Annotated in this window: 20 protein-coding genes and 1 tRNA gene; 10 read left to right on the top strand and 11 right to left on the bottom strand. The window is 43.9% G+C overall.

Translation table 11 applies throughout. The features are described 5' to 3' along the window. Positions 1-90: 90 nt before the first annotated feature. Complete coding sequence (locus ACE1CD_RS31995) at positions 91-255, top strand: hypothetical protein (protein ID WP_374792331.1); 165 nt, start codon at positions 91-93, stop codon at positions 253-255. Here the strand turns inward: ACE1CD_RS31995 and ACE1CD_RS32000 are convergent. Together ACE1CD_RS32000 and ACE1CD_RS32005 are read right to left on the bottom strand one after the other, a co-directional pair. After that, entirely contained in the window at positions 230-1,663 is a 1,434-nt protein-coding gene (locus tag ACE1CD_RS32000) for a bifunctional orotidine-5'-phosphate decarboxylase/orotate phosphoribosyltransferase (RefSeq protein ID WP_374792333.1), read from the bottom strand. The genes ACE1CD_RS31995 and ACE1CD_RS32000 overlap by 26 nt on opposite strands. Positions 1,664-2,180: 517 nt before the next feature. Continuing rightward, positions 2,181-4,919, bottom strand: coding sequence for a pentapeptide repeat-containing protein (locus ACE1CD_RS32005; protein ID WP_374792335.1), 2,739 nt, complete (start codon positions 4,917-4,919; stop codon positions 2,181-2,183). Between the two features lie 352 nt (positions 4,920-5,271). Here ACE1CD_RS32005 and ACE1CD_RS32010 point away from each other — a divergent pair, with 352 nt between their 5' ends. The 3 genes from ACE1CD_RS32010 to ACE1CD_RS32020 all read left to right on the top strand — a co-directional run bounded on the left by ACE1CD_RS32010 (position 5,272) and on the right by ACE1CD_RS32020 (position 7,542). Next, positions 5,272-5,637, top strand: a complete 366-nt coding sequence (locus tag ACE1CD_RS32010; protein ID WP_374792337.1) for a hypothetical protein — start codon at positions 5,272-5,274, stop codon at positions 5,635-5,637. A gap of 632 nt (positions 5,638-6,269) precedes the next feature. Next, positions 6,270-7,115, top strand: coding sequence for a 3-deoxy-7-phosphoheptulonate synthase (gene aroF, locus ACE1CD_RS32015; RefSeq protein ID WP_374792339.1), 846 nt, complete (start codon positions 6,270-6,272; stop codon positions 7,113-7,115). A gap of 160 nt (positions 7,116-7,275) precedes the next feature. Then, positions 7,276-7,542 carry a type II toxin-antitoxin system ParD family antitoxin gene (locus ACE1CD_RS32020; protein ID WP_374792341.1) on the top strand — a complete coding sequence of 89 codons (267 nt, stop codon included), beginning with the start codon at positions 7,276-7,278 and terminating at the stop codon, positions 7,540-7,542. Between the two features lie 4 nt (positions 7,543-7,546). Here the strand turns inward: ACE1CD_RS32020 and ACE1CD_RS32025 are convergent, their stop codons facing one another. Beyond that, the gene (locus ACE1CD_RS32025; protein WP_374792343.1) at positions 7,547-8,371 is read right to left on the bottom strand and encodes a hypothetical protein; all 825 of its coding nucleotides are present in this window, start codon (positions 8,369-8,371) and stop codon (positions 7,547-7,549) included. 168 nt (positions 8,372-8,539) lie between these two features. Between ACE1CD_RS32025 and ACE1CD_RS32030 the strand changes: the two genes are divergently transcribed. Further along, entirely contained in the window at positions 8,540-10,321 is a 1,782-nt protein-coding gene (locus ACE1CD_RS32030; RefSeq protein WP_374827333.1) for a HEAT repeat domain-containing protein, read from the top strand. 169 nt (positions 10,322-10,490) lie between these two features. On the opposite strand, the gene ACE1CD_RS32035 is transcribed toward ACE1CD_RS32030, so the two are convergent. From ACE1CD_RS32035 to ACE1CD_RS32050, 4 genes are all read right to left on the bottom strand, one after another. Then, a complete protein-coding gene (locus ACE1CD_RS32035; protein ID WP_374792347.1) occupies positions 10,491-10,916 on the bottom strand; it encodes a hypothetical protein in 426 nt (141 codons plus the stop codon). An 82-nt stretch (positions 10,917-10,998) separates the two neighbouring features. Then, on the bottom strand, positions 10,999-11,580 hold the full coding sequence (locus tag ACE1CD_RS32040) for an NADPH-dependent FMN reductase (RefSeq protein ID WP_374827334.1): 582 nt from the start codon (positions 11,578-11,580) through the stop codon (positions 10,999-11,001). A gap of 156 nt (positions 11,581-11,736) precedes the next feature. Further along, the gene (locus tag ACE1CD_RS32045; RefSeq protein ID WP_374827335.1) at positions 11,737-12,159 is read right to left on the bottom strand and encodes a hypothetical protein; all 423 of its coding nucleotides are present in this window, start codon (positions 12,157-12,159) and stop codon (positions 11,737-11,739) included. A gap of 142 nt (positions 12,160-12,301) precedes the next feature. Beyond that, on the bottom strand, positions 12,302-13,000 hold the full coding sequence (locus ACE1CD_RS32050; protein ID WP_374792353.1) for a pirin family protein: 699 nt from the start codon (positions 12,998-13,000) through the stop codon (positions 12,302-12,304). Between the two features lie 110 nt (positions 13,001-13,110). Between ACE1CD_RS32050 and ACE1CD_RS32055 the strand changes: the two genes are divergently transcribed. Together ACE1CD_RS32055 and ACE1CD_RS32060 are read left to right on the top strand one after the other, a co-directional pair. Next, complete coding sequence (locus ACE1CD_RS32055; protein WP_374792355.1) at positions 13,111-13,440, top strand: winged helix-turn-helix transcriptional regulator; 330 nt, start codon at positions 13,111-13,113, stop codon at positions 13,438-13,440. 281 nt (positions 13,441-13,721) lie between these two features. Continuing rightward, the gene (locus ACE1CD_RS32060; RefSeq protein ID WP_374827336.1) at positions 13,722-13,994 is read left to right on the top strand and encodes a hypothetical protein; all 273 of its coding nucleotides are present in this window, start codon (positions 13,722-13,724) and stop codon (positions 13,992-13,994) included. A gap of 132 nt (positions 13,995-14,126) precedes the next feature. On the opposite strand, the gene bioD is transcribed toward ACE1CD_RS32060, so the two are convergent. Both bioD and ACE1CD_RS32070 read right to left on the bottom strand, forming a co-directional pair. Continuing rightward, a complete protein-coding gene (gene bioD, locus ACE1CD_RS32065; protein ID WP_374792359.1) occupies positions 14,127-14,819 on the bottom strand; it encodes a dethiobiotin synthase in 693 nt (230 codons plus the stop codon). Between the two features lie 52 nt (positions 14,820-14,871). Next, entirely contained in the window at positions 14,872-16,908 is a 2,037-nt protein-coding gene (locus ACE1CD_RS32070) for a protein kinase (RefSeq protein WP_374827337.1), read from the bottom strand. Positions 16,909-17,750: 842 nt separating this feature from the next. On the opposite strand from ACE1CD_RS32070, the gene ACE1CD_RS32075 reads away from it, so the two are divergent. Further along, on the top strand, positions 17,751-18,743 hold the full coding sequence (locus ACE1CD_RS32075; RefSeq protein WP_374792513.1) for a ribose-phosphate pyrophosphokinase: 993 nt from the start codon (positions 17,751-17,753) through the stop codon (positions 18,741-18,743). Between the two features lie 230 nt (positions 18,744-18,973). Here ACE1CD_RS32075 and ACE1CD_RS32080 read toward each other — a convergent pair whose 3' ends face one another. Next, a complete protein-coding gene (locus ACE1CD_RS32080) occupies positions 18,974-20,089 on the bottom strand; it encodes an ABC transporter permease (protein ID WP_374827338.1) in 1,116 nt (371 codons plus the stop codon). Positions 20,090-20,095: 6 nt separating this feature from the next. Then, entirely contained in the window at positions 20,096-20,965 is an 870-nt protein-coding gene (locus ACE1CD_RS32085) for an Npun_R2479 family HD domain-containing metalloprotein (RefSeq protein ID WP_374827339.1), read from the bottom strand. Between the two features lie 62 nt (positions 20,966-21,027). On the opposite strand from ACE1CD_RS32085, the gene ACE1CD_RS32090 reads away from it, so the two are divergent. Together ACE1CD_RS32090 and ACE1CD_RS32095 are read left to right on the top strand one after the other, a co-directional pair. Further along, positions 21,028-21,189 (top strand): hypothetical protein, encoded by a 162-nt coding sequence (locus ACE1CD_RS32090; RefSeq protein ID WP_374827340.1) that lies wholly within the window; start codon positions 21,028-21,030, stop codon positions 21,187-21,189. Beyond that, positions 21,180-21,251 (top strand) — tRNA-Gly (locus ACE1CD_RS32095). Before ACE1CD_RS32090 ends, ACE1CD_RS32095 begins: the two co-directional genes overlap by 10 nt. Positions 21,252-21,340 lie beyond the last annotated feature (89 nt).

Here is a 21,340-nt window from a genome sequence, read left to right on the forward strand (position 1 = left end):
TAACTCCCTATCCTCTTCATCTGGAATGTCATTAATTTGCAAGTTTTTCCGTAAGTTATACAGCAGCTTGATGGCGTTGGAACGATAAATATGGATATAGACAAGGCAGAGCCTTGGTATTATCGTTACCAGGATATGCCTGGTAACGATAAATCTACATCTGCGTTAATCTGCGTTCATCTGTCTACATCTGCGGTAAAAAAACAAACCCAAATTCCCAGCCAATTTCCTAATGTTCCCACATCAAAATTTTAAACTGTTCCTCATCAACCCGACCGGAATTATATAGAGTTTCCGCAATTTCCGTTATCGTCAAAGCGGAATGGGCGCGAAAACCTTGTGCCTTCAACCTATCCTTCACACCCTTTTCGTGGTCGATAAACACCACAATATCTTCCACCTTCAATCCCACAGATTGTAACTTACCAGCACCTTCGATCGCACTCTTGCCACTAATCAAAATATCATCCACTACCACAACAGTTTCGCCTGGGTGAAAATTCCCTTCAATTACTTTTTGCGTACCGTGTGCTTTCACCTCTTTACGGGGAAACACCATCGGACGTTCCAAACGCAAAGATAACCCCGTCGCCGTCGGCAAAGAACCATAAGGAATTCCCGCAATTCTGTCGAATTCCAAATCCTTCAATATCTTCGCGTAAGCAGTCAAGACTTGGTGAAATATCTGCGGCTGCGATATGATTTTCCGCAAATCGATATAATAAGGAAAAATCGCCCCCGATGCTTGCTTGTGTTCGCCAAAAATGATGCAGCCGATATCGTAAAGCTGTAAAATTAAATCCCGATGCGGTTCGGATTGCAAGAAACAAACATTCGGCAACCAAACATCGCAAGTGGGATTTGCCTGCACGATTCGCATTCTTTCCTCATTGACTTTATCCCTTAAATCGCGAACGGCGGCGGCGATATCGTGTCCGGGTTCTTCGATAATATTAGGAGGTACTGGTAGCAGCAATCCTTCTCCCTGCTTATCCAAACCTGCGGCTAAAATTGCAGTCAAATCGCGATCGCCTGTATAATCTTCCTGTAACAAAATTAGTCGTTCTGGTGCAGCAGCCCGGATACGAGCTAAAATTTCCGGAGTAGCACCCACTTTCAACCCCAACTGTTCCGGCGTTCCCCAGTTTTTCGCTTCATCGATCAAATGCAGGTAAAAAGGTTGACTCGGCATCGGGTATTCCTGCAACGCCGCCGCGCTAGGATTCGCGTTAGCGCACAGCACGAAGACTGCTTTACCGGGATAAACTAAAAAAGGCGCGACGTGATCCCATCCGGCGTAGGTATTCACTGTTACTGCATCCACACCCCATCGTTCAAAGGCAGTCTTGGCAAACACCGTGCTGGTATAGATATCGCTGTGTTTGGCATCCAGGATAATCGGGATATGTTTGGGAATGCGCTGCAATGTTTGTTCCAGCAGTTTCAGTCCCGATGCGCCCAAAGCTTGGTAGAATCCCAGAATCGGTTTATAAGCGCAGACGAAATCGGATGTTTGTGCGATGATGGTATCCAGCCATTCCCAAAGTTGGGATAGGTCTCCATCCTCATCAATTACCACTTCGTCTAGGTCTGGGTCAAGTCCGACGTAGAGTAAACTTTGGTTGCGCTCGATCGCATAAAGTAATTTATCAAAAAACTGCATCTGGTTTTGCCTTTCTCTGGGATGATATTAGAGAATTTCATAGCACAACATTACAGCGAAAGCAGGTATGTTGTTGCGCTTTAGCGCCCAAGCTCAACAACATACAGGGATGGGCCATTTTTAGGTGGGGGGGAGTGCGATCGAACTATAATAATCTTTAGGCATTTTCGCCCAATGCCATCCAAATACTGCCAGTATATCACTTACAAAGCTATGAAAACATCGCATCAAGTAAACGATATTTTGCAAGCCATATGTGACTTGATTTTGAAGAGCAAAGTGTTACTAACTGATATTGGAACTCACGATGAGGTTTACTAACAGTTTTCAGCCTCAACAATCATCGTAGTTTGTACTAATATCGTTTTATGTTTTCATCCGCCAGAAGCACGTAAGTTTACGAGTTTGCGTTGGCGTAGTTTGCCGTAGGCATATCCGATAGCGGTCGGATACACAACCACCTCTAATTTACTGGAGTGAGTCATAACATAAGAGTGGTTTTGTGAGGAATTGAAGGCTAGGATTGGTCTGAGTGTTGATTTGAGATTTGAGTTATTTTTGTAATGTCTTCGCCTTCAAGAATAGTGTTTCTAAGATTCGCGCCTTCAAGATTCGCGCCTCCAAAATACGCCAGTTCAAGATTCGCGCCTCCAAGATTTGCGCCTTCAAGATTCGCGCCTCCAAGATTTGCCAGTTCAAGATTCGCGCCTCCAAGATTCGCCTCTCTAAGATTCGCGCCTTCAAGATTCGCCTCTCTAAGATTCGCCCCTCGAAGATTGGCCCTTAGAAGATTCGCCTCTCTAAGATTGGTCCCTCTAAGTTTCGCCGCTACAAGATTCGCGCCTTCAAGATTCGCACCTTCAAGATTCGCCCAATACAAATCTTTCCGCAAGAGAACACATTCTCGCAAATCGAAAAAACTAAGGCATTTTAAAAGCAGTAATACGCTTTCAAAATCCGTCCTTTGTCCTTGCAACCTAGAAATCCAAGTACCAAAAGCTTCAGGAGAAGACCATTTAATCTCTGAAATTTCCTCTGTCACTCTCGCACAAGCATTTAACACAACCAACAAAGCTTCTTCCGCATTTCGCGCCTGTCGCATTTCTTCCTGAAAGTTCGGCCTATTTTTTAAACCTTCCATTGGCATTCCATTCACCAACATAAACTCAATCAAGCGGCACAATGTCTTCTGCCAATTAGCAACATCCACAGGATTCTGCAAACGCATTTCATCACAGATGAACTTAAACAGATATTCATCCAATGCCGACAAACCGCATAAAGTCGCCCAATTTACTAAAGCTGTTCGTTCATCCCAACCTTTGCGAAAGTTTTTCTGGCGTTCTTCCAACTCTTCATGGATGAGTTGAACTCCCTGTACGATGCGTTTCGCAGTCAAATACTCACCAAAACTTTTGTGCGTAAACTCAAAAGTTTTTTCGCTTTGTCGTAAATCTCCACTTTCGCGAAAATAAAACGCCGTAAGCAGACGAGTGATACTAGCTTTGCAATTTTCTTGAAAGCTTTGTTGAAAGCGGTCTAAAATTTGTCGAACACCGCTGTTATCGCAATGATTTTCAATTTCTTTGACAGTGGTAGTTCTGCCATCACCATGCCAGCAAGCTAAAGCAATTTCCTCCAGAATCCCGATAAATTCTTCTTTTTTTATTCCTTCAATCACTCGATGTCCGTGCTTTTCATATCCTCGTTCGTAAACTGCCTCTAACAAATCTCCATATATTTGATTCAGGTTAGTATCTTCTGTAAATTGCAACTTACCCCGTTCAATACTGAGGGCAACCAAATAATTTAATAAAGGTTGTACCGTAATATCTAGTAAATTTTCCTTATCTAATTCTGGCGGTAAACCATTGTAATCTTTACCTTTAGCTTTACCATAAAACTGCCACCAAAGCTGCCGTTGGTCTTGTTCTAACAAGTTTCGATTATCCACATACTTTTTATTTTCGTCTTTTCTCTCCTGTGCCGCCACAAAATATGGTAAAATATGCAGGATTTGATGAGCTTCCCGAAATTTGCTGCGGTTCGCCTGCACCACCACTTCCCGTCCGCTAATCAAAACCTGTAAGCGAGTTTCCCGTTGATTAAATTGATTAACTTTAAACCTGACTTCCTCTACAAATTGTTTGGTAACTTCCTCAGCAAATTTACCCTGCATCGATAGTTCATCCAACCCATCAAAAATAATCAGCAAACGCGATTCACCGTTTTCTCTATCCAGGGGATTGTGACACAAAAAGCCATCAAACTGCACGAATTCCCCCACAGCTTTCACCAAATCATCAGAAAGTCGAAAAAGATGCAGGGGAATAAACAAAACCGGAATATCCCCTTTTTCTGCGATTTGTGCGGCAAACATTTTCGCGAAAGAAGACTTGCCGCTACCTGGCCCACCACTAATCAAACGGATGGCATCATCAGATTTAGCTGACTGCAACCAAGTTTCTAATTCGCTATTCAAATCAACGACAACTCGCTCGTATTTTTTCCCATCAATATGTCCTAATTCTGGTTTCCGATTCGACTCGCTTTCAATCTCCCGCTCAAAGTATGCTCTCAACGGTACATACACTTGTTTGAGGCTAAAAGATTCCAAAAACATGGGTTCATCTACGCGCTTTTGCAGCCATGCACGATAACGCAACCAAGCTTGTTCTCGTTCGGTAGCTTGGGTGAATGGTGTATCGAGTTCCTCTTTCAAAATCGCATAATCTTGCGAACGATTTCGCCACTCTTCATTCAGCGCAAACACAAAATAAGCTGGCAAGCGGTTACTGATGTTTTCTGCCTCAAATTTTTTCTCGACAAATTCTTCTAACCATTGAGCAAAACCAGTCTTCGCCGCTTTCAAAATCGCCAAATTACCCGGACGCTGAAAAAAGTCTCTGTCGATAATTAATTCGTCATTTTCCAAACACGAACTTAATTGGTTGTACAATTCCTTAAGTTTGTTTGGCTTTTCCAGTAGCAGTTCTTTATTTTCATCCAGCAAATTCTTTATCGCTTGAATTAAAGACCGCAAAATCAGCAAACCTGCAATTTCTCCCGGTTTTCGTTCTAACCCCAACGATGTCAAAACTTCTAGGCCATTTTCGGCAAGGCTATCCCACTTCAGGAAAGCGCCATTGATAGCAGCTTTACCTAATGCCAAAAATAGCTCTTTCGGTTGTACTTTAATATCTTTTTTAAATTTGGAAACAGGCTTTTCGGCTTTAATCCCAGGTTCGCCAGTCATACGGTTTTTGATTTTGTCAAAAAAAATACCAAGCTGAATCTATTATATGGGATGCGCCAGACCCCTCCCCAACCCCTAAAGGAGCAAGGAGAGGGGCTCTCTGGCTCGCCTTTCCCTCGTAGCCATTTTTTTGATTTGTTGGGTTTCGTACCTCAACCCAACCTACAAAGCTTCCCTAACCCCTGGCCCCGACGCCCGACGCCCTAGTTATATGAAGTTTTGTAAAAACTATTGACGAGCATTTCAGAGGTAGCTTTAATAGTTACAGAGGCTAATGGAGCGTTCCGGAAGCCAAAACCTAAATTTGAGATACCTTCACAAACAGTAATTAGTTAGATAGGGAGAAACTGACATGGCTAGCACCAACTCGACGAACGCGATCGCAAACTTGGGTACAATGCTCAAAAAAACTTACATCCTGGGTATTTTGACGGTAAGCTCGGTGGGAATACTTCCCTTTGCCGCTAAAGCTACGCCTAACCCTTGCTGCCAACCCAGTGGTGGCGATAGCGCTGTTGTTCAGACAAACACCCAACAAGCTAATGTCAGCGGTAAGGGCAATTCAGTCAATCAAAATTCCAATCAGTCAGCTAACGCCTCAAACCCGACGGTTCAGCCAGTCAGAACAGCTCAGAAGCAGCCAGTTCGCGTTCATCCCGTTCGTCGTACCGTTCAACGTCCCGTTCAACGTCCCGTTTGCAATAGCACTTGCAAATAAGGAGATTTAGACTTGGCGCAGCCAGAGATTGACTTTTTTGGCTCTGGTCGTTCGTGGTTCGTTGTCGATGGCCAATAGGGAGACGCGGATCGTACACATCCGTTTCTCCCTCTGAAAAGGCGATCGCTTTTTGCTTTGAAGAGAAGCCGATCGGGAAATTACAGAGTATTTAAGAGGTAAGTAGGCGATCGATCATCAGGGAAGAGGACAGAAATCCTCACTACAAACACTCAGTCGATCGAATTATTTTCTCGATTTAGTCTTGACGCGAAGCCACTCACTCTGTTATCGTTTTTACATCAAGACATATACCTCAAAGCAATATTTCCACCCAAATCATGTACATCGGCTCTTATTACTTTTATTTTTGGCGTAAAGCGGTTCACTGGGAGTGATCCAATCTACGCATTGGAAACGAGCCGGTGAACCGCAGAACAAAATCTGCGGTTTTTGTTTTTTTAAGGACATCTCAAGCACCATGACAGCATCTCTTTCTAGTTGGTTTTACGGCTTTTATTTTTGGCCCAGAAACAGTTCCGGGTAAATAAAGTCGTGCCAACGCACCACCACCCGGAACTGTAAAACGGTTCCGGGTTTTTTGTTAACCACACTTTTTTTAAGGAGAAACTCAAATGTTACACGCACAAACAGAAGCAGACCAACAAACAGTTATCCAAATTTCCGATAACGTCAAAATCGGCGGCAAAGACTTGGTAATTATCGGTGGGCCTTGTACCGTCGAAAGTATGTCCCAGATGGAACAAGTCGCCAGTCACCTGTCCACCGCACCAGTGCAAGCATTACGGGGTGGCGTTTACAAACCGCGTACTTCCCCCTACGCTTTCCAAGGTTTAGGAGTGGAAGGTTTGGAGATTTTAGCAAAAGTTAGTCAGCGCCACAATTTACCAGTAGTTACCGAAGTAATGGCAATTTCTCAAATTGAAACCATAGCTGCCTACGCCGATATGCTGCAAGTAGGCAGTCGCAATATGCAAAACTTCGACCTACTCAAAGCTTTAGGACAAGCAGGCAAACCAATATTACTAAAACGCGGTTTAGCAGCAACTATAGAAGAATTCCTTATGGCAGCGGAATATATTTTAAGTCACGGCAATCCCGATGTCGTACTTTGCGAACGCGGTATTCGCAGTTTCGATAACTATACTCGCAACGTTTTAGATTTAGGTGCAGTCGCCGCCCTCAAACAACTAACTCACCTGCCAGTAATTGTAGACCCCTCTCACGCAGTCGGCAAACGCGAATTAGTTGCACCTTTAGCAAAAGCGGCTATTGCTTGCGGCGCAGATGGACTAATTATCGAATGTCACCCAGAACCGGAAAAGTCTGTTTCCGATGCACGTCAAGCACTTTCTTTAGAAGATATGGTGCAATTAGTTCACAATTTAAGACCAGTAGCAGAAGCAGTCGGCAGGCGCATTCCTTCTCTGAAAAATCAACCTCAACTGATAGCAGCGTAGCAAATAGGATGGGTATTGCTCATCCTATTTTTGTATATTCAGAAACCCGGTTTCTTGAAGAAACCGGGTTTCTGTTTGGCTTATCCTTGAATAACAAACTTTGACAATCTTTGCTATAACTAGCAGAATAGGACTAACAACCCAAAATGACGCTACTCCCATGAACGTATCCCTAACACCCGAACTGGAAAAATTCGTGCAAGAAAAAGTCAAAAGCGGCAGATATCTATCTGCTAGCGAAGTCGTCCGCGAAGCACTGCGACTACTGCAAGAAGAAGACCAAATTCGTCAATTGCGCCTTGAAAACCTACGAAAGGAAATTGCTATTGGTATCGAACAAGCGGATAGAGGAGAAGTTGTTGATGGTAAGGAAGTAATCAAAGAACTTTACGAAAAAATTGAGCGTATCTCCCAGTACGAAAAATGACTTGTCATACAACATCCTGACAATGTTTCATCATAAAAGCTTCGATTTCCGATAGTAAATAACTGAGATAATCATATTCATCTCCCAAGTAAGGTATTAATCTATATTCGGCTCCGATTTTTTCTAAAAAACTTGTCACTTCTTCAGGTGAATCCCTATCTATGACATACCACTTTACTTTACTCATTAAAGGATATATCTCTTCGGCACTTTGAAGATTTTTTAGAGATACGTTAGGTAAATCATTAGGAAAGTTTGCAATTAATGCAGCGCTCACTCCTCTAAATAAAATATTTAAGTTGGCTAAAATATTCCGTTGACTAACAGTTGTTATATGTATGATTAGATTGACATTTTTTTTGCTAAATGTGTAAGATATTACATCTTCACTTAATCCTAGAATGTGCTGTGAAATATATTCAGCCAATTGAGACCTATTTAATTTTTTTAATCCTTTATTAAAATTATCGGCGAACGAGCCATCCCTATTCCTAGATAGAATCGTATGTGTAGAAATTGGCAGTTGGTACGTTTGTGAAATTTCTTCCATATAAAGACTCTGTAAATCTACAGAGATATCGTTTAGCAGAATTTTTATATGAAATTTGTTATTAAGTCTATCAAATAGTATAGAAGTGTCACCGACAAAAGATAAACCAAATTCATCAAATAAAGTATCGCAAAATTCATTATGAGAGAATCCAGCAAGATAAGTAATGAAGTTGCTTTCAGCCGTAGATAAACAAGGTCTTTCGGCAAGAGCTTTTTTCATAACTGCAATAGTAGGTCTTCTACAATTTTCGATAATCTCTAAAAACTGATTACTCATCTTTTTTCGATCGCATTATAAAAGCTTACACCCTCTCCATAATATCCCAAAAGGGAAGGTGCGTTAAGCTAACGCACCCTCCAAAGCTCAGGAGTAGACTTTTGAGGAAAGATGGATTACTATAGAGGATGTCCCTTGCGTACCACATATTGAAGTGGTTAGGAGGCAATGAATGATTGGCACTATTTCTTTCACCACGTTCCCGGTAATTTAGATAAAAGCACTTATCGCATCTTTGAACCAGAGTGGAAAGCAGAGATTTTGCACTGGTTCAGTCGAGAAGATATCCCGAAAGAACAAAAAGAAGAGTTCGTTAAGGCTCTGGTAGATTTCGAGGACGGATGCGGAGATTTTTATCGATATCGAGCTTTTTTACTAGCTTCAGAAGCTTTAGCTTATTTCCCAGAATGCAGTTTGGGTGATGCAATTGTCAAACAGTTGCTCGATTGGAGTTATGTCTACTTTGGCTGGAAGATATTTCCCTTGCGAGTGCGAGATGCAGCAAAAGCAGCTCTGGAATTAACGGACAAACAACGGGTAATTGCTGCTTTTGTTTGCTTTCTCCATAATACTGAAACTCGGCTGGCTTTGCGATGGGCGGCTGAGAAATTGGGAAAACTCGATCCGGGTAACAAAAATGCGATCGCAGCCTTATTGCTACTATTGCAAGTAACTCAGGATTCATCCACGCAAATCAAGGCAATTCGCAGCTTGGGTGAAATTGCTTCTGGGAATGAAATTGCGATCGCTACTTTAATTCACCTTATGCAGACAACGCTGGATAAGAACGTTTGTTACAGAGCGATCGAATCTTTGGGTAAAATAGGTTTTGGCAATCGAACCGCTATTTCTTCCCTCCTCGAATTCTTGCAGATTAACCGAGGCGATAACATTTGTTTTGATGCAGCCAAAGCTTTGTGGCAAATCGATCCAGGTAATCCAGCTGCGATCTCTACTTTAGTAGAGATAATTGCAACTACTAGAAATGGATCTTTAGTTGGGAGGGCTGCTAAATACTTAGTCAAAAGCGATCCTGCGAACCTAGCTGCGGTTGCTGCTTTAAAGGAGAGGATTGAAAGTAGTCAGGATACAGGGCTACTTTTTGTATCTGCTTTTTACTTAGGCGAATTCAATCGAGGCAATAAATTCACCAACTCCACTATAACCCAAATCATTCAAACTACCGAGGATACCTGGACATCCTCTTATATTTATGAAGCATTTGGGATTGAAGCTAAAATTAGCCCGCACAATAAAATTGCGATCGCCGCTTTCTTGCAGATACTGGAAACCACTCAGGATGAATGTAAACGTTTGAGAGCAGCTGAATTACTGTTGCCAATTGACCCTAGCAACGAAATAGCTATCTTCTCTATTTGGCATATATTTGAAACCACCCAGAATGAATGGATGCGTTTGATATGTGCTGAAAGATTGCTACAAATTGAACCGAACAACAGAACTGTAATTACGGCTCTCTACCAGATACTTGAAAGCACTCAGGATGAATGGACAAGTTTGAGAGTGGCTGAGATAATGGTAGAAATTGATGACAATCGTCAAAAAGGGCTTGATGCTTTGGTTCGGCTAATTAAAACTACTCAAGATGGCGGAATCCTACGGTATGCAACTAAAAGTATAGAACGCCTTTACTCAAACAACAAGATTGACAAACCTCTGCTCGATCGAGCTATGTTTAGCCTTGTTGAGTCATTTCAAACTTACAAAGATGATGATTACGAATCCTTGCTATTGTGGATAAGCGATCGCTTATCGCAAATCCTGCCAAGTGACCACTTACCTAAAATCGTCATCATCCTCAAACACTGTCTGGGAGAACAGTTTTACAAGAGCAGTTCTTTTCGCTATGAAGCAGTGTTTAACCTCATCTGGCATTGTGCCGAAAACATAAATTATCCAGCTTTCTATCAAGCTTGGCACAATTATTAGTAATTAGGATGGGCTAAGACTTAGAAACCCGGTTTCTCAGAGAAACCGGGTTTCTTTTGCCTAAGACTTAGACGGAATTGAAGTTGTTCGCGTATTAAGTGGTTATCGGGACTTCGAGGCTATTTTTTCAGGACAGGATAACGGCGAGTAGCAAATAAAGCCAGTAATACTAATTTAATGAAAGCATAAGATAGAGGTCTATTTCAGTAAAAATTAGTTCACTTTTCAATAAGAATTGCATTTCTTCATTTTCGCTCAAACCTACAGGAATCGACAATTTGCAATAGAACTGCTTAAGAATTTCAAACACCTTGAATAGAAGTGTTTCTAACTGAGAGTCTGTTTTCACAGGGCGATCTCTTAAAATTACCAAAAATTGATTGAAATAAACAATAATTTTGCTAATAGTAGAGAAACCAAACAGCATTGCTCCTCCTCTAATACTAGATCCACCGTGCCGAAGTAAACAATTAATAACTTCGGCGTCATTAATTGTTTCTGCTAGCTTGAGCAAAGCCAATTCCAGCTCATTGAGGTATTCATTAAAGTCTTCCAGAAAATAATGAAGGTTTTTAGTTCGCCATTCGGAATTCATAGGTAATTTTGATGGGTGAATGGGTGTATCAGAAACCCGGTTTCTTCAAGAAACCGGGTTTCTTTTAGGAATCTCTACAATTTTATGCTTTCAATTTTGCCAGCACATTCGCTACATTTGTGCCGAGTTGCTGAATTGATTCTTGCTGTTTTGGATCTTTCATTGTGCCATCAGGATTGAATACTTCATAAGCCTTGGGAACCGCTACTTGATCCGGAAGTACAATCACTTTAATATTCTCCAAAATGGCTCGCACATGAACCAAACCGCGCAAACCTCCCAAACCTCCTGGCGAAGCGCTCATAATTGATGCTACCTTACCAATATAAGCAGCTAACATACCTTCTCCGGGAGCGGGACGAGAAGCCCAGTCAATGGCATTTTTGAGAACGGCTGTGATGGAACTGTTATATTCAGGAGAAGCAATCAAAAGTCCGTCATGTTGCAATAATAAATTTTTGAACTTTTGTGCATTTTCAGGCATTCCTTCCGCTTTCTCCAAATCTTCATCAAATATGGGCATAGGGAGATCGCGCAAATCCACGTATGTTACTTCTGCACCCGCTGCACGCGCTCCATTGGCAGCAATTTGAACTAACTGCTTGTTGTAGGAACCAATGCGAGTGCTGCCTGCAAATGCGAGAATTTTGGGCGTGTTAGCCATGATTGCTTGTCCGTTCTAAAGTTTTCTTACTTTGTAGAGGATAGTTGGATTTTAGATTTTAGATTTTAGATTTTAGATTTTTTTTAGCAATAGGATAGGGGCATCTACCATAAACCCCGAATCTAAAATTCTGCATCCAAAATCTAAAATCCCTCATCAACGCTTATTAGTAGGAGTTGGTATTGACTGCTGAAGCTGTCGTACCAGTTGAGGGTTTTGTTGCAATAGCTGAATCAACCCTTGATTTTGTTGTGCCATTTGTTGCACAAGTTGAGGATTTTGTTGTAATTGCTGTATCAGCTGCGGATTTTCTTGTACTAGCTGTTGCACTAACATCTGCACCATCTCTGGATTTTGTAGTAAAAGCTGTTGTGCTTGCTGTACTAGCTGGGGATTTTGCTGGATAACTTGCTGAATCTGTTGCAAATCCAAAGATTCAGCTTGAGCAACTAAAGTGGCATCAGTAGATTTTACACTTTCGGCTCTGACAGCAGCATCAAAAAGCGTTTGTGTGCTGGGAAATACCCAAATCGCACCCGCCAAACTCGCAGTTAGAGCTGCCTGGATCGATCGCATCATAGTTGTCTTGCCAAACAATTGCATCCAGTCTACTCAAAAATTCCTGAGCGGGTGACAAGAAAATCGTCAGTAAAAGCGATCGAAAACCGGATTTCTGGCTTCTTTCGGCAAACAAACCCGGTTTCTCGCACCACAAGAAAACCTATACTAAATCGAACAACAAAACTTCTGCGCCTTTAATTCCTTCGATCGCTACAATACTTTCATCGCTAATCGCTGCGCCATCTCCACCTTTGAGAGGTACACCGTTGAGATTAACTTCTCCCCGCACCACCTGCAACCAAACATGACGCCCTGGTTTAATTTCGTGAACAACCTTTTCTCCCTCCTCCAACAAAGTGGCGTAGAGATTCACATCTTGATGGATGGTAACAGAATTATCCCGACCGTCCCTAGAAGCGACCAAACGCAGTTTACCGCGTTTTTCTTCCGCCGGGTAGTTTTTTTGCTCGTAACCGGGTTGCAAACCTTTTGCATCCGGCAGTATCCAAATTTGCATGAAATGTACTGGCTCTTTTTTGGAATGGTTGTATTCGCTGTGGGCGATACCCGTACCCGCAGTCATCCTTTGCACTTCACCGGGATGAATTACCGAACTGGTGCCGATCGTATCCTTGTGTTCTAGCGCACCATCCAACACATAGGAAATAATCTCCATATCTCGGTGCGGATGGGTTCCAAAACCCATCCCAGGTGCAACTCTGTCTTGGTTAATCACGCGCAGGTGTCGAAATCCCATATATTTGGGATCGTAGTAATCAGCAAACGAGAATGAGTGATAACTATCAAGCCAGCCGTGATTGGCGTGTCCCCGTTCTTCTGACCGACGTATGGTAATCATCTTTTTGCCCTAATTGTTTAATCTTGTGGCGCTATATTCTTACTTTAAAACCTGTAAAGCTAAAATGAAAAGTATGCACTTCAAAGTAAGATACTACCCAAAATGATACTATGGAAGCAATCGAAAGTGACGATCGCCTAACTTGTTCGGTCGAAATCACCCTCAAAGTAATTGGCGGACGCTGGAAAGTCCTGATTTTGCGAGAATTGTTTTTCGGGGTAAAAAGGTTCGGAGAACTGCACCGCGCCTTGCACGGCATCACTCAGAAGATGCTAACCCAGCAGCTGAGGGAGTTAGAACAAGATGGAATAGTCGATCGCCACGTCTACTTGCAAGTTCCACCCAAAGTAGAATATTCGCTGACACCGTTGGGAGAAACGCTCAAACCAATACTCGATTCGATGCACGAATGGGGATTGAAGTATTTGCAAAGCAGATAGAATAAGTGTACTATTTATCACCCAGTACTTAGGCTTTGAAACCGGGTTTCTCTGAAAAATCGTGGGTTTCTCAACTAGATATCCACTCAGAAACCCGGTTTCTGGCTTCGCGGTTTCTTAGTCGATCGAACGCGAGTGAAACCTACCATTTTTCCTAGAAACCGGGTTTCTTTTCGTAAGTCCTATGAGTGTAAAAGAATTCTCCTATCTAGAGCGCCAGTCCAGTAAAATAAATTGACAAAAAGAACGAAATATGTATTATGTAGGGGCGTTCGCGTAGCGTGCCGGAGGCATTAGCATTTGGGCGACAATTTATTGCACAAAACCCAAGATTTTCTGTCATTTCCTGCCGTACCGATAATATTAGTGGAACTCGAAGCGGAAGTTGCCCCACCAATCAGCAAAGAATAATTCTGCGTGAAACTACTGCCCGTATGACCGATATTAATAGTGTAATTACCGACAACAGGCGCATCAATCAGCACCTGCGCCGTATTATCACGATGATTGGCCCCAGTGCGTACAGCCGAGGCAGAAAGATTGGCTGGGTCTAGAGCGCCAGTCCAGTAAAAGAGGTTGACAAAAGAATTAAGGTGTGTATGCCTATATAAACCTCGGCAGGGCGAAGCATTTGGACAGAAAGATCTTGAATTTGAGTTATGAATTGTCACCCAAATGCTGAGCCCCTACACAATATATATTTGCGTCATTAAGTATTCTAATTCTATGTTAGCCGCAACTTGAGCCAATTTACTCAAATCGTTAGGATTCTCTAAATAAGGTATGACCCCTAAAACTAATGTATTTGTCAAAGATTGGATTAAATCAATTGGTGCAAGGTCGGCAATTTCTGCATCCGTAGAAGGTTGAACGCAATTCAGAACGATACCTTTTAAATTAACTTTTGACTGACGCGCTAGAGCAACATTAGCAACTACTTGCGCTAAACAACCCAATTTTATGGGTACTACCAAAACAGTCGGCAATGCCCAATCTCTAGCTAAATCTGCTACTGTTAGTTCGTATGTTACAGGAGAACCCAAACCTCCCAAAGCTTCTACTAATACAAAATCTCGCTGTTTTCGTAAAATTTCTAAAGCTTGCCAAGGTTTTTTTAAATCAACCCAACTACCCTCTTTTTCGGCTGCAATCGGAGGTGCTAGAGGTGCTTGAAAGTGAAGTGGTGTAATTTCTTCTAAAGATTGATTCAGGGAAAATAACTGGCTATACAGTTCGCGATCGCCTACCCCAGTCTGTATGGGTTTGAAAATAGCCAAACGCTCAGCCGATCGGTAAGTTTGCCAATAAGCTGCTAATGCGGCTGTTAAAACAGTTTTTCCGGCGTTTGTATCGGTAGCAGAAATTAAAAGTGCGTTCATTGGTAAGGGACAATTATTAACGATAGACTAACGTATGACTGATAACTAATAGCTAATTCCGCACGCTAATATCAACAGAGAACTGAGTTTCTTTGGTTGACTTTACATCAATTTGATATTCCCCGCTTTCTTCTACTTTTGCCTCCCATTCTCCCAGTCCAGAAGCATTTTCCACCAGTTCACCATTGGGAGAGCGAATATCTAATCTAGCTTCTCCCTTTTGAATTCGCGCACTCAATATCTGACCTTCCCGAATATTAACTAGGTAACGCTTAATTATTTTAGGACTTGTCTGGCCGGAAAAAAGTTGCGTCCCCGTCGCGTCATTAGGAAAATCGATCGGTTCTGCATCAACAAGCGCTTTTGGAGAAGGACTCTGACTCGGCGTCGGCGTGTCTGTGGGTGTGTCTGTGGGTGTGTCTGTGGATGTGTCTGTGGGTGTGTCTGTAGGTGTGTCTGTGGGTGTCGGTGTTGGCGTGTCTGTAGGTGTTGGCGTCGGGGTTGGAGTTGGTTCTGGGTTACTAACGCGCAGGTCTAGATTATACTCACTTTCTGAAACTCCTTTAGCTGTGACAAGTTCGATCGCGTAATCTCCATCAAAAGGAAGTGTACCTTCCCAGCGGGTCACCAGCTTCGATCGCCCATCAACTGGTTCTTCATTTGGGCCCAACACCGTCATCAAAATATTTTTTGCTTTCAGAGAAACTCTTAACTTTTGCCCTTGTTCGCCAGAAATAATGTACTGAACCGTGGCATTCGCTTTCAGCTTGTCTGCAACAGAAAGAGTGTCATCCGCTACCAGGGTGAGACGCTTGCTGTAAGTGACTGGTTCAGGACTGTTTGTGGGAGTAGGACTTTCTAAATTTGTTCCTAATGGCCGATCGGTATTAGAAAATGCCTGTGTTGCAGGTGGCGGCGTGCGCTGAGAAGTTTGCACCAGCAACTGACGGTTGAGGAGATAACTTACCAAAGCCCAAGAACCGACCCCAGCTAATATTGCCAAAATTATGCCCACAAAAGCGACTACCCAAGGATTATCCCAACTAGAGCTATTGGTTGCTGTAGTGACGGGATCGGGTTTCTGAGAGGTCGTTGCGCTTTCTTTTTCTGAAGTTTCCCCAACTTCTACAGATTTTGCAACTCCCGGTCGAGGTTCGGGACGCCCCCCAACGGCCACAGTTTGCATTTGCGAAGTATTGGCAGAGGTCGGCGCATATGCTTGCGGTGGTTTCTGAGTTTGGGGCTGGGGGTTGAGGGCATCAGCTAGCGCCCGCGCCACTTCACGGGCTTCCTGGTAGCGATCGCCCGGTCTGTAACTTAACATTTTATTCAACACTTGCGTCAGCCCCGAATTAATCGGCGGTATCCATCGATACCAATTCCACGTCAGTGTAGCTTCGTCAAATAATACCTGCGGCTCCTGAACAGTCAGCAAAACTATGGCTGTAACGGCAAGAGCGTAGAGGTCGCTGCTGGGGTAAGCTCTGCCAGTTTGGATTTGTTCGAGAGGCGCGTAGCCCATTTTACCTACCATCGTTGCCGGTGGCGTGGAAGAATATTGAAACCGAGTGGCCAATTCTTTGACAACACCGAAGTCAATCAGCACGGGTAGGCGATCGCGATCGCGCAGTATGATATTGTCCGGCGAGATATCTCGGTGAATAATTCCCTTGCCGTGGATATGGTGTAACACTGGCAGCAGTTGCTGTAAAAGCTGCAAAACCTCGCCTTCCGAAAACCTTTTTCCTTGTGCCCTGCGCTCCTTTAGCAACGTGCGATAAGTTTTTCCTTCTACATAATCCTGCACCAAAAACAAGCGCCCATCTTGCTCAAACGTGGCACGGAATTGCGGAATTTGCGCGTGCTGAATCTGGTAAAGTGCGCTAGCCTCTCTTTGGAAAAGTTCTTTGTACTTTTCGACAGAGTAGACCCCCGTTTGAGAAGGAATCAACTCCTTAAGAGCGCACAGTTCGTTAAAGCGCCCCTGGTCTTGTGCCAGATAAGTTCGTCCAAACCCCCCCTGACCTAAAATCTTTGCCAAGCGGTAGCGGTTTTGCAGAACAGTCCCAATGGGAAGCGGTGGTTGCATCGCGGTTTAATGGGTGGGCGCAGGTTAATGTCGAATTTTCTGAGGAGCGAGCATTTTAGATCTATAGTAATAGGTCAAGGCGATACATACCGAAGTACAACTTCTGCTCAGATTTTCCTACAGTAGCTTAACAGTAGCTTAAAGACGCGAGGGAGAGGGGATATCTTGAGCGATCGTAGCGCACGCATAGAAAAAAGCATCTCTGGCTGCGCTTTTAGGTGTGCGTTAACACCTTAGTTATCAAGTGGGTTGCGGGTGACCGGTATATATCCCTTTCTGGCATTAAACCTACTACATCGCTTTTTGAAACCATTTTCGGTCATAAACTTGACGATTTGTGCAATTGCATATTTAAATTAATTTTGCTTAACTGTGAATTCAGAGTTTGCTTATAGAGTCTCTGATTCACTTTATTGTTTACCCATAAGTTTTTTTACTCACCGGATCGAGCTTGCCACCTTTGTGAATCGGTCAATTCATTTAGATAGAACGAGACAAGGGTTTTAATAGCTCGATATTCATGTCATCGGCAAGGATGACTGTTTATTTTTGTTTGTTTGTCTCCCTTTTCTACTGGAACTTGAAGGCGGGCTAAAGGGCACTTTAACCCGAATCTAAGTAATTTAACGGAGAAGGATTAAAGCCGTCTTCAATAAGAGTCTGTTTGCTGGTAAGCAAAGGCTTCCCCAAGAATAAGGCTATTGGAAAACCTCCCGGTTTATGCCTTCAGCAGACTTAATCAACTCGAACAGATCTAAAAGTCATCTCTTAAGCAAAAATTCAGGATATTGTTGGCAAAATAGAATGATAAGATAGCGATGAACACGCTTCGAGGGTCTGCTGTGATCCGCTCTGCTACTTTGACGCTTCAGCCGACACCACCGGTACTCTGCGCTAACAATCGTCTGAGATTGTTTTCTGGCACAGCCAATGTTCCTCTTGCCCAGGAAATAGCTCGTTACCTGGGTATGGACTTAGGGCCGATGATCCATAAGCATTTTGCTGATGGAGAAATTTATATTCAAATTCAGGAATCAATTCGGGGCTGCGATGTTTACCTAATTCAGCCATCTTGCCGCCCGGTAAACGATCACCTGATGGAATTGCTGATCATGATTGATGCCTGTCGTCGCGCTTCGGCAAGGCAAATCACCGCCGTGATTCCATACTACGGGTATGCCCGCGCCGATCGCAAAACAGCAGGGCGAGAGTCAATCACAGCCAAGCTGGTGGCCAACCTAATTACCGAGGCTGGAGCCAATCGCGTTCTGGCAATGGATTTGCACTCAGCCCAAATTCAAGGCTATTTCGATATTCCTTTCGATCACGTTTACGGTTCGCCGGTCATACTCGATTACCTGGCGAGCAAAAATCTCAGCGATATCGTTGTTGTCTCCCCAGATGTGGGTGGCGTAGCAAGAGCTAGGGCATTTGCCAAAAAGCTCGACGATGCGCCATTAGCAATTATCGATAAGCGCCGTCAAGCTCATAACGTCGCCGAAGTTTTGAATGTAATTGGCGATGTGGCTGGCAAAACAGCTGTATTGGTGGACGATATGATCGACACTGGTGGCACCATTACAGAAGGAGCCCGACTGCTTCGTAAAGAAGGAGCGCGTCAAGTTTACGCCTGCGCCACTCACGCTGTATTTTCTCCGCCTGCGATCGAACGGTTATCGAGCGGTGTCTTTGAAGAAGTGATTGTCACCAATACGATTCCGGTTCGCGAGGAACATAACTTTGAACAGCTAACCGTACTTTCAGTGGCAAACGTACTGGGCGAAACTATCTGGCGAATTCACGAAGATAGTTCTGTTAGCAGTATGTTTCATTAATAGGGGTTAGGGGTTAGGGGTTAGGGAAGAGGGGTTAGGGAAGAGGGAAGAGGGAAGAGGGAAGAGGGAAGAGGGAAGAGGGAAGAGGGAAGAGGGAAGAGGGGTTAGGAGTTAGGGAAGAGGGAAGAGGGAAGAGGGAAAGAAAAGACAGAAAAATATTTGCTCCCCCGCTCCCCCGCTCCCCCACTCCCCTGCTCCCCCACTCCCCCGCTCCCCCGCTCCCCCGCTCCCTAACGTTGTTGGCTGCGAGGATCGAGAGCATCCCGCAGTCCATCCCCCAGAAGGTTAAAAGCCAATACTGTCAGGATAATCAGCAACGCAGGCGGCCAAATTAACCAAGGTTGCAGCACCAAAATGGAAGCATTGGTTGCGAGGGACAGCATATTTCCCCAGGAAGGGTCCGGTTGCTGTATTCCGAGTCCGATTAAACTGAGTACTGATTCGGCGGCGATAAAACCAGGAACTGCCAAAGTCGCCGAAATAATCACGTATGTTGCGGTCTGCGGTAAGATGTGACGGATAATAATGTAAATCGGTTTGCCGCCCATAGCCCGTGCTGCTTGTACGAATTCCCGTTCTTTGATGGACAGCACCTGTCCCCGAATTACTCTTGCCAAACCAGCCCAGCTGACAAATGAGATGATTAATGTGATCAGCAGGAATCTCATGGCGCTGCTTATCCCAGCAGGTAGTACCAGGGTGAGGCTAACCAAGAGATAGATGGTGGGAATAGTCATCAGCACTTCCACTAAGCGCATCAAAACGCTATCAATCTTCCCACCGAAGAAACCAGAAATACCACCGAAAAGCATTCCCAAGGGAAAGGAAATCGCCACTCCCACCCAACCGATGCTGAGGCTGATCCTTCCTCCATGCAGCAGACGAGAAAACTGGTCGCGTGCTTGTTCGTCAGTACCTAAAAGGTTGAAGTTAGCTTCGCCAGTCGTGCCGAAAAGATGCCAATTGCAGGGAATTCCCCCAAAAATTTCTACTTCCTCAAATTTAGGCGGTAGTGGCAGGTTCAGCCGAAACAGATAGTAGGTTTGCCCCCGCACAAACAGGCGTAGGGGAGCAGGTTTTTCCCAATCCACAATGAGTTTGCGATCGCCCGTTTCCAAGTCTACCGGCCCTTGAGTTGTAGGATAAACATGAGGCCCGATAAACTTTCCCTCTGGCGTTTTTAGATAAATCTGCGTCGGTGGCAGTAGCGAACCGTTGGGCTGAGACGCATAAGGATCGTAAGGCGCAACAAAATCAGCAGCTATTACTGCCAAATAGAAAACTAACAGTAACAAAGCCCCAAAACGAGCTAAGGGATTATTTTTTAATTTGTGCCACCAGTTCATATCTTGCTATACCTGTTCAATCAATTGCCTTTGCTCCTCCTCAGCCTTTTCGTGTTCTACCACAAACACATTCGAGTACAAGTTAGCAATGATTTGCTTACCTTGCTGCGTTAGCTGTAGATAACGAAGTGCATCTTTAATGTACGGATAAACTCCATGCCAGTAAAATCTAGAATAGTTCCGCCTTAGATCTCCGGGATGACGGTAGCCCAAAGCTTTGTTTACGCCAGTTTCTTCAAACTCGTAGAACAAAGAAGTAATTTTCTTGAGGTAGCGCGGATCGCTCAGTTGGCCGATCAGATCGGCTGCGCGAACCAAACCTGCATAGTTTACCGTATCTTGATGATCTTCTGCCGCCGGAACTGGGAAGCGAGTTAGTTCAATATTACTCTTTATTGTGTAAGCATCAATGAGCTTGTGACCGCCAAAGCGTTCTTCGATAAAGAGTTTTGCTCGGTCTACATGATAAGGTGTAAGACCGGCATCGGAAGCACCAGGAGGGAGACCAACCATACCGCCATCTTTTCCTGTCGCATACAAACAGTCTGCTTCTCTATCTTGACGGCAAACTCCTTTGACATATCCAATGTCATGACATACAAGGGAGATAATAAAGTGCAACCAGTCTTCGCAGGAAACACCTCCCTCGCGGATGTGTTTTCCACGTAAAATCTCCTGTCCGACTAAAGCAACTAGGATCGTGTGTTCGACGTCGTGATAGAGGGCGTCGCTATTAGCGATGTTTTCTAGCGCCATGCTGCCAGCCCACCCAATAATATCTTCGTAATCGGGCTTCCATCCTCCATAGGTACGACGGTAACCCTCCCGAAGCTTTTGTACGAAGGCGTCAATCAGAATTTCTGTGGCATTAAACATCTGGTTACTCGTGGGTGCTGAGTACTAGGTCAGGAGCAAATTGGAAAGTATTAATATTTATTATGTTTGTTATTGTTATCCAATTTAGCGAGAAAAAACACTTGTTAGCGATCGAATATTATGCTACGTGTGGATATGTAGCCGCTACTCAGCATTCCCGTGCAAGTGCGATGCTCGATGTTTGTGCCAAAATGTGCTATTCTTATAAAGAAGTGCGGGTGTAGTTCAGTGGTAGAGCATCTGCTTCCCAAGCAGAGTGTCGAGGGTTCGAATCCCTTCACCCGCTTTAAACGACCGAAGATTTCTCGTTGCTGTGGGGATATTCCGCTCAGGCGACAAGGCTATTTGCGCTTAGTGGTACACATAAGTGGTACA

The sequence above is a fragment of the Aerosakkonema sp. BLCC-F183 genome, from assembly GCF_041929145.1.
Taxonomy (GTDB): domain Bacteria; phylum Cyanobacteriota; class Cyanobacteriia; order Cyanobacteriales; family Aerosakkonemataceae; genus Aerosakkonema.

Bases quoted from the DNA above. Each gene is read 5' to 3' on its own strand.
- ACE1CD_RS32050 (WP_374792353.1), bottom strand. From the start codon at position 13,000: ATGATTACCATACGTCGGTCAGAAGAACGGGGACACGCCAATCACGGC.
- ACE1CD_RS32090 (WP_374827340.1), top strand. From the start codon at position 21,028: ATGTTTGTTATTGTTATCCAATTTAGCGAGAAAAAACACTTGTTAGCG.
- ACE1CD_RS32020 (WP_374792341.1), top strand. From the start codon at position 7,276: ATGAACGTATCCCTAACACCCGAACTGGAAAAATTCGTGCAAGAAAAA.
- ACE1CD_RS32070 (WP_374827337.1), bottom strand. From the start codon at position 16,908: ATGCAACCACCGCTTCCCATTGGGACTGTTCTGCAAAACCGCTACCGC.
- ACE1CD_RS32035 (WP_374792347.1), bottom strand. From the start codon at position 10,916: ATGAATTCCGAATGGCGAACTAAAAACCTTCATTATTTTCTGGAAGAC.
- ACE1CD_RS32055 (WP_374792355.1), top strand. From the start codon at position 13,111: ATGGAAGCAATCGAAAGTGACGATCGCCTAACTTGTTCGGTCGAAATC.
- ACE1CD_RS32005 (WP_374792335.1), bottom strand. From the start codon at position 4,919: ATGACTGGCGAACCTGGGATTAAAGCCGAAAAGCCTGTTTCCAAATTT.
- ACE1CD_RS32085 (WP_374827339.1), bottom strand. From the start codon at position 20,965: ATGTTTAATGCCACAGAAATTCTGATTGACGCCTTCGTACAAAAGCTT.
- bioD (WP_374792359.1), bottom strand. From the start codon at position 14,819: ATGAACGCACTTTTAATTTCTGCTACCGATACAAACGCCGGAAAAACT.
- ACE1CD_RS31995 (WP_374792331.1), top strand. From the start codon at position 91: ATGGATATAGACAAGGCAGAGCCTTGGTATTATCGTTACCAGGATATG.
- ACE1CD_RS32025 (WP_374792343.1), bottom strand. From the start codon at position 8,371: ATGAGTAATCAGTTTTTAGAGATTATCGAAAATTGTAGAAGACCTACT.
- aroF (WP_374792339.1), top strand. From the start codon at position 6,270: ATGTTACACGCACAAACAGAAGCAGACCAACAAACAGTTATCCAAATT.
- ACE1CD_RS32045 (WP_374827335.1), bottom strand. From the start codon at position 12,159: ATGATGCGATCGATCCAGGCAGCTCTAACTGCGAGTTTGGCGGGTGCG.
- ACE1CD_RS32000 (WP_374792333.1), bottom strand. From the start codon at position 1,663: ATGCAGTTTTTTGATAAATTACTTTATGCGATCGAGCGCAACCAAAGT.
- ACE1CD_RS32010 (WP_374792337.1), top strand. From the start codon at position 5,272: ATGGCTAGCACCAACTCGACGAACGCGATCGCAAACTTGGGTACAATG.
- ACE1CD_RS32080 (WP_374827338.1), bottom strand. From the start codon at position 20,089: ATGAACTGGTGGCACAAATTAAAAAATAATCCCTTAGCTCGTTTTGGG.
- ACE1CD_RS32040 (WP_374827334.1), bottom strand. From the start codon at position 11,580: ATGGCTAACACGCCCAAAATTCTCGCATTTGCAGGCAGCACTCGCATT.
- ACE1CD_RS32030 (WP_374827333.1), top strand. From the start codon at position 8,540: ATGAATGATTGGCACTATTTCTTTCACCACGTTCCCGGTAATTTAGAT.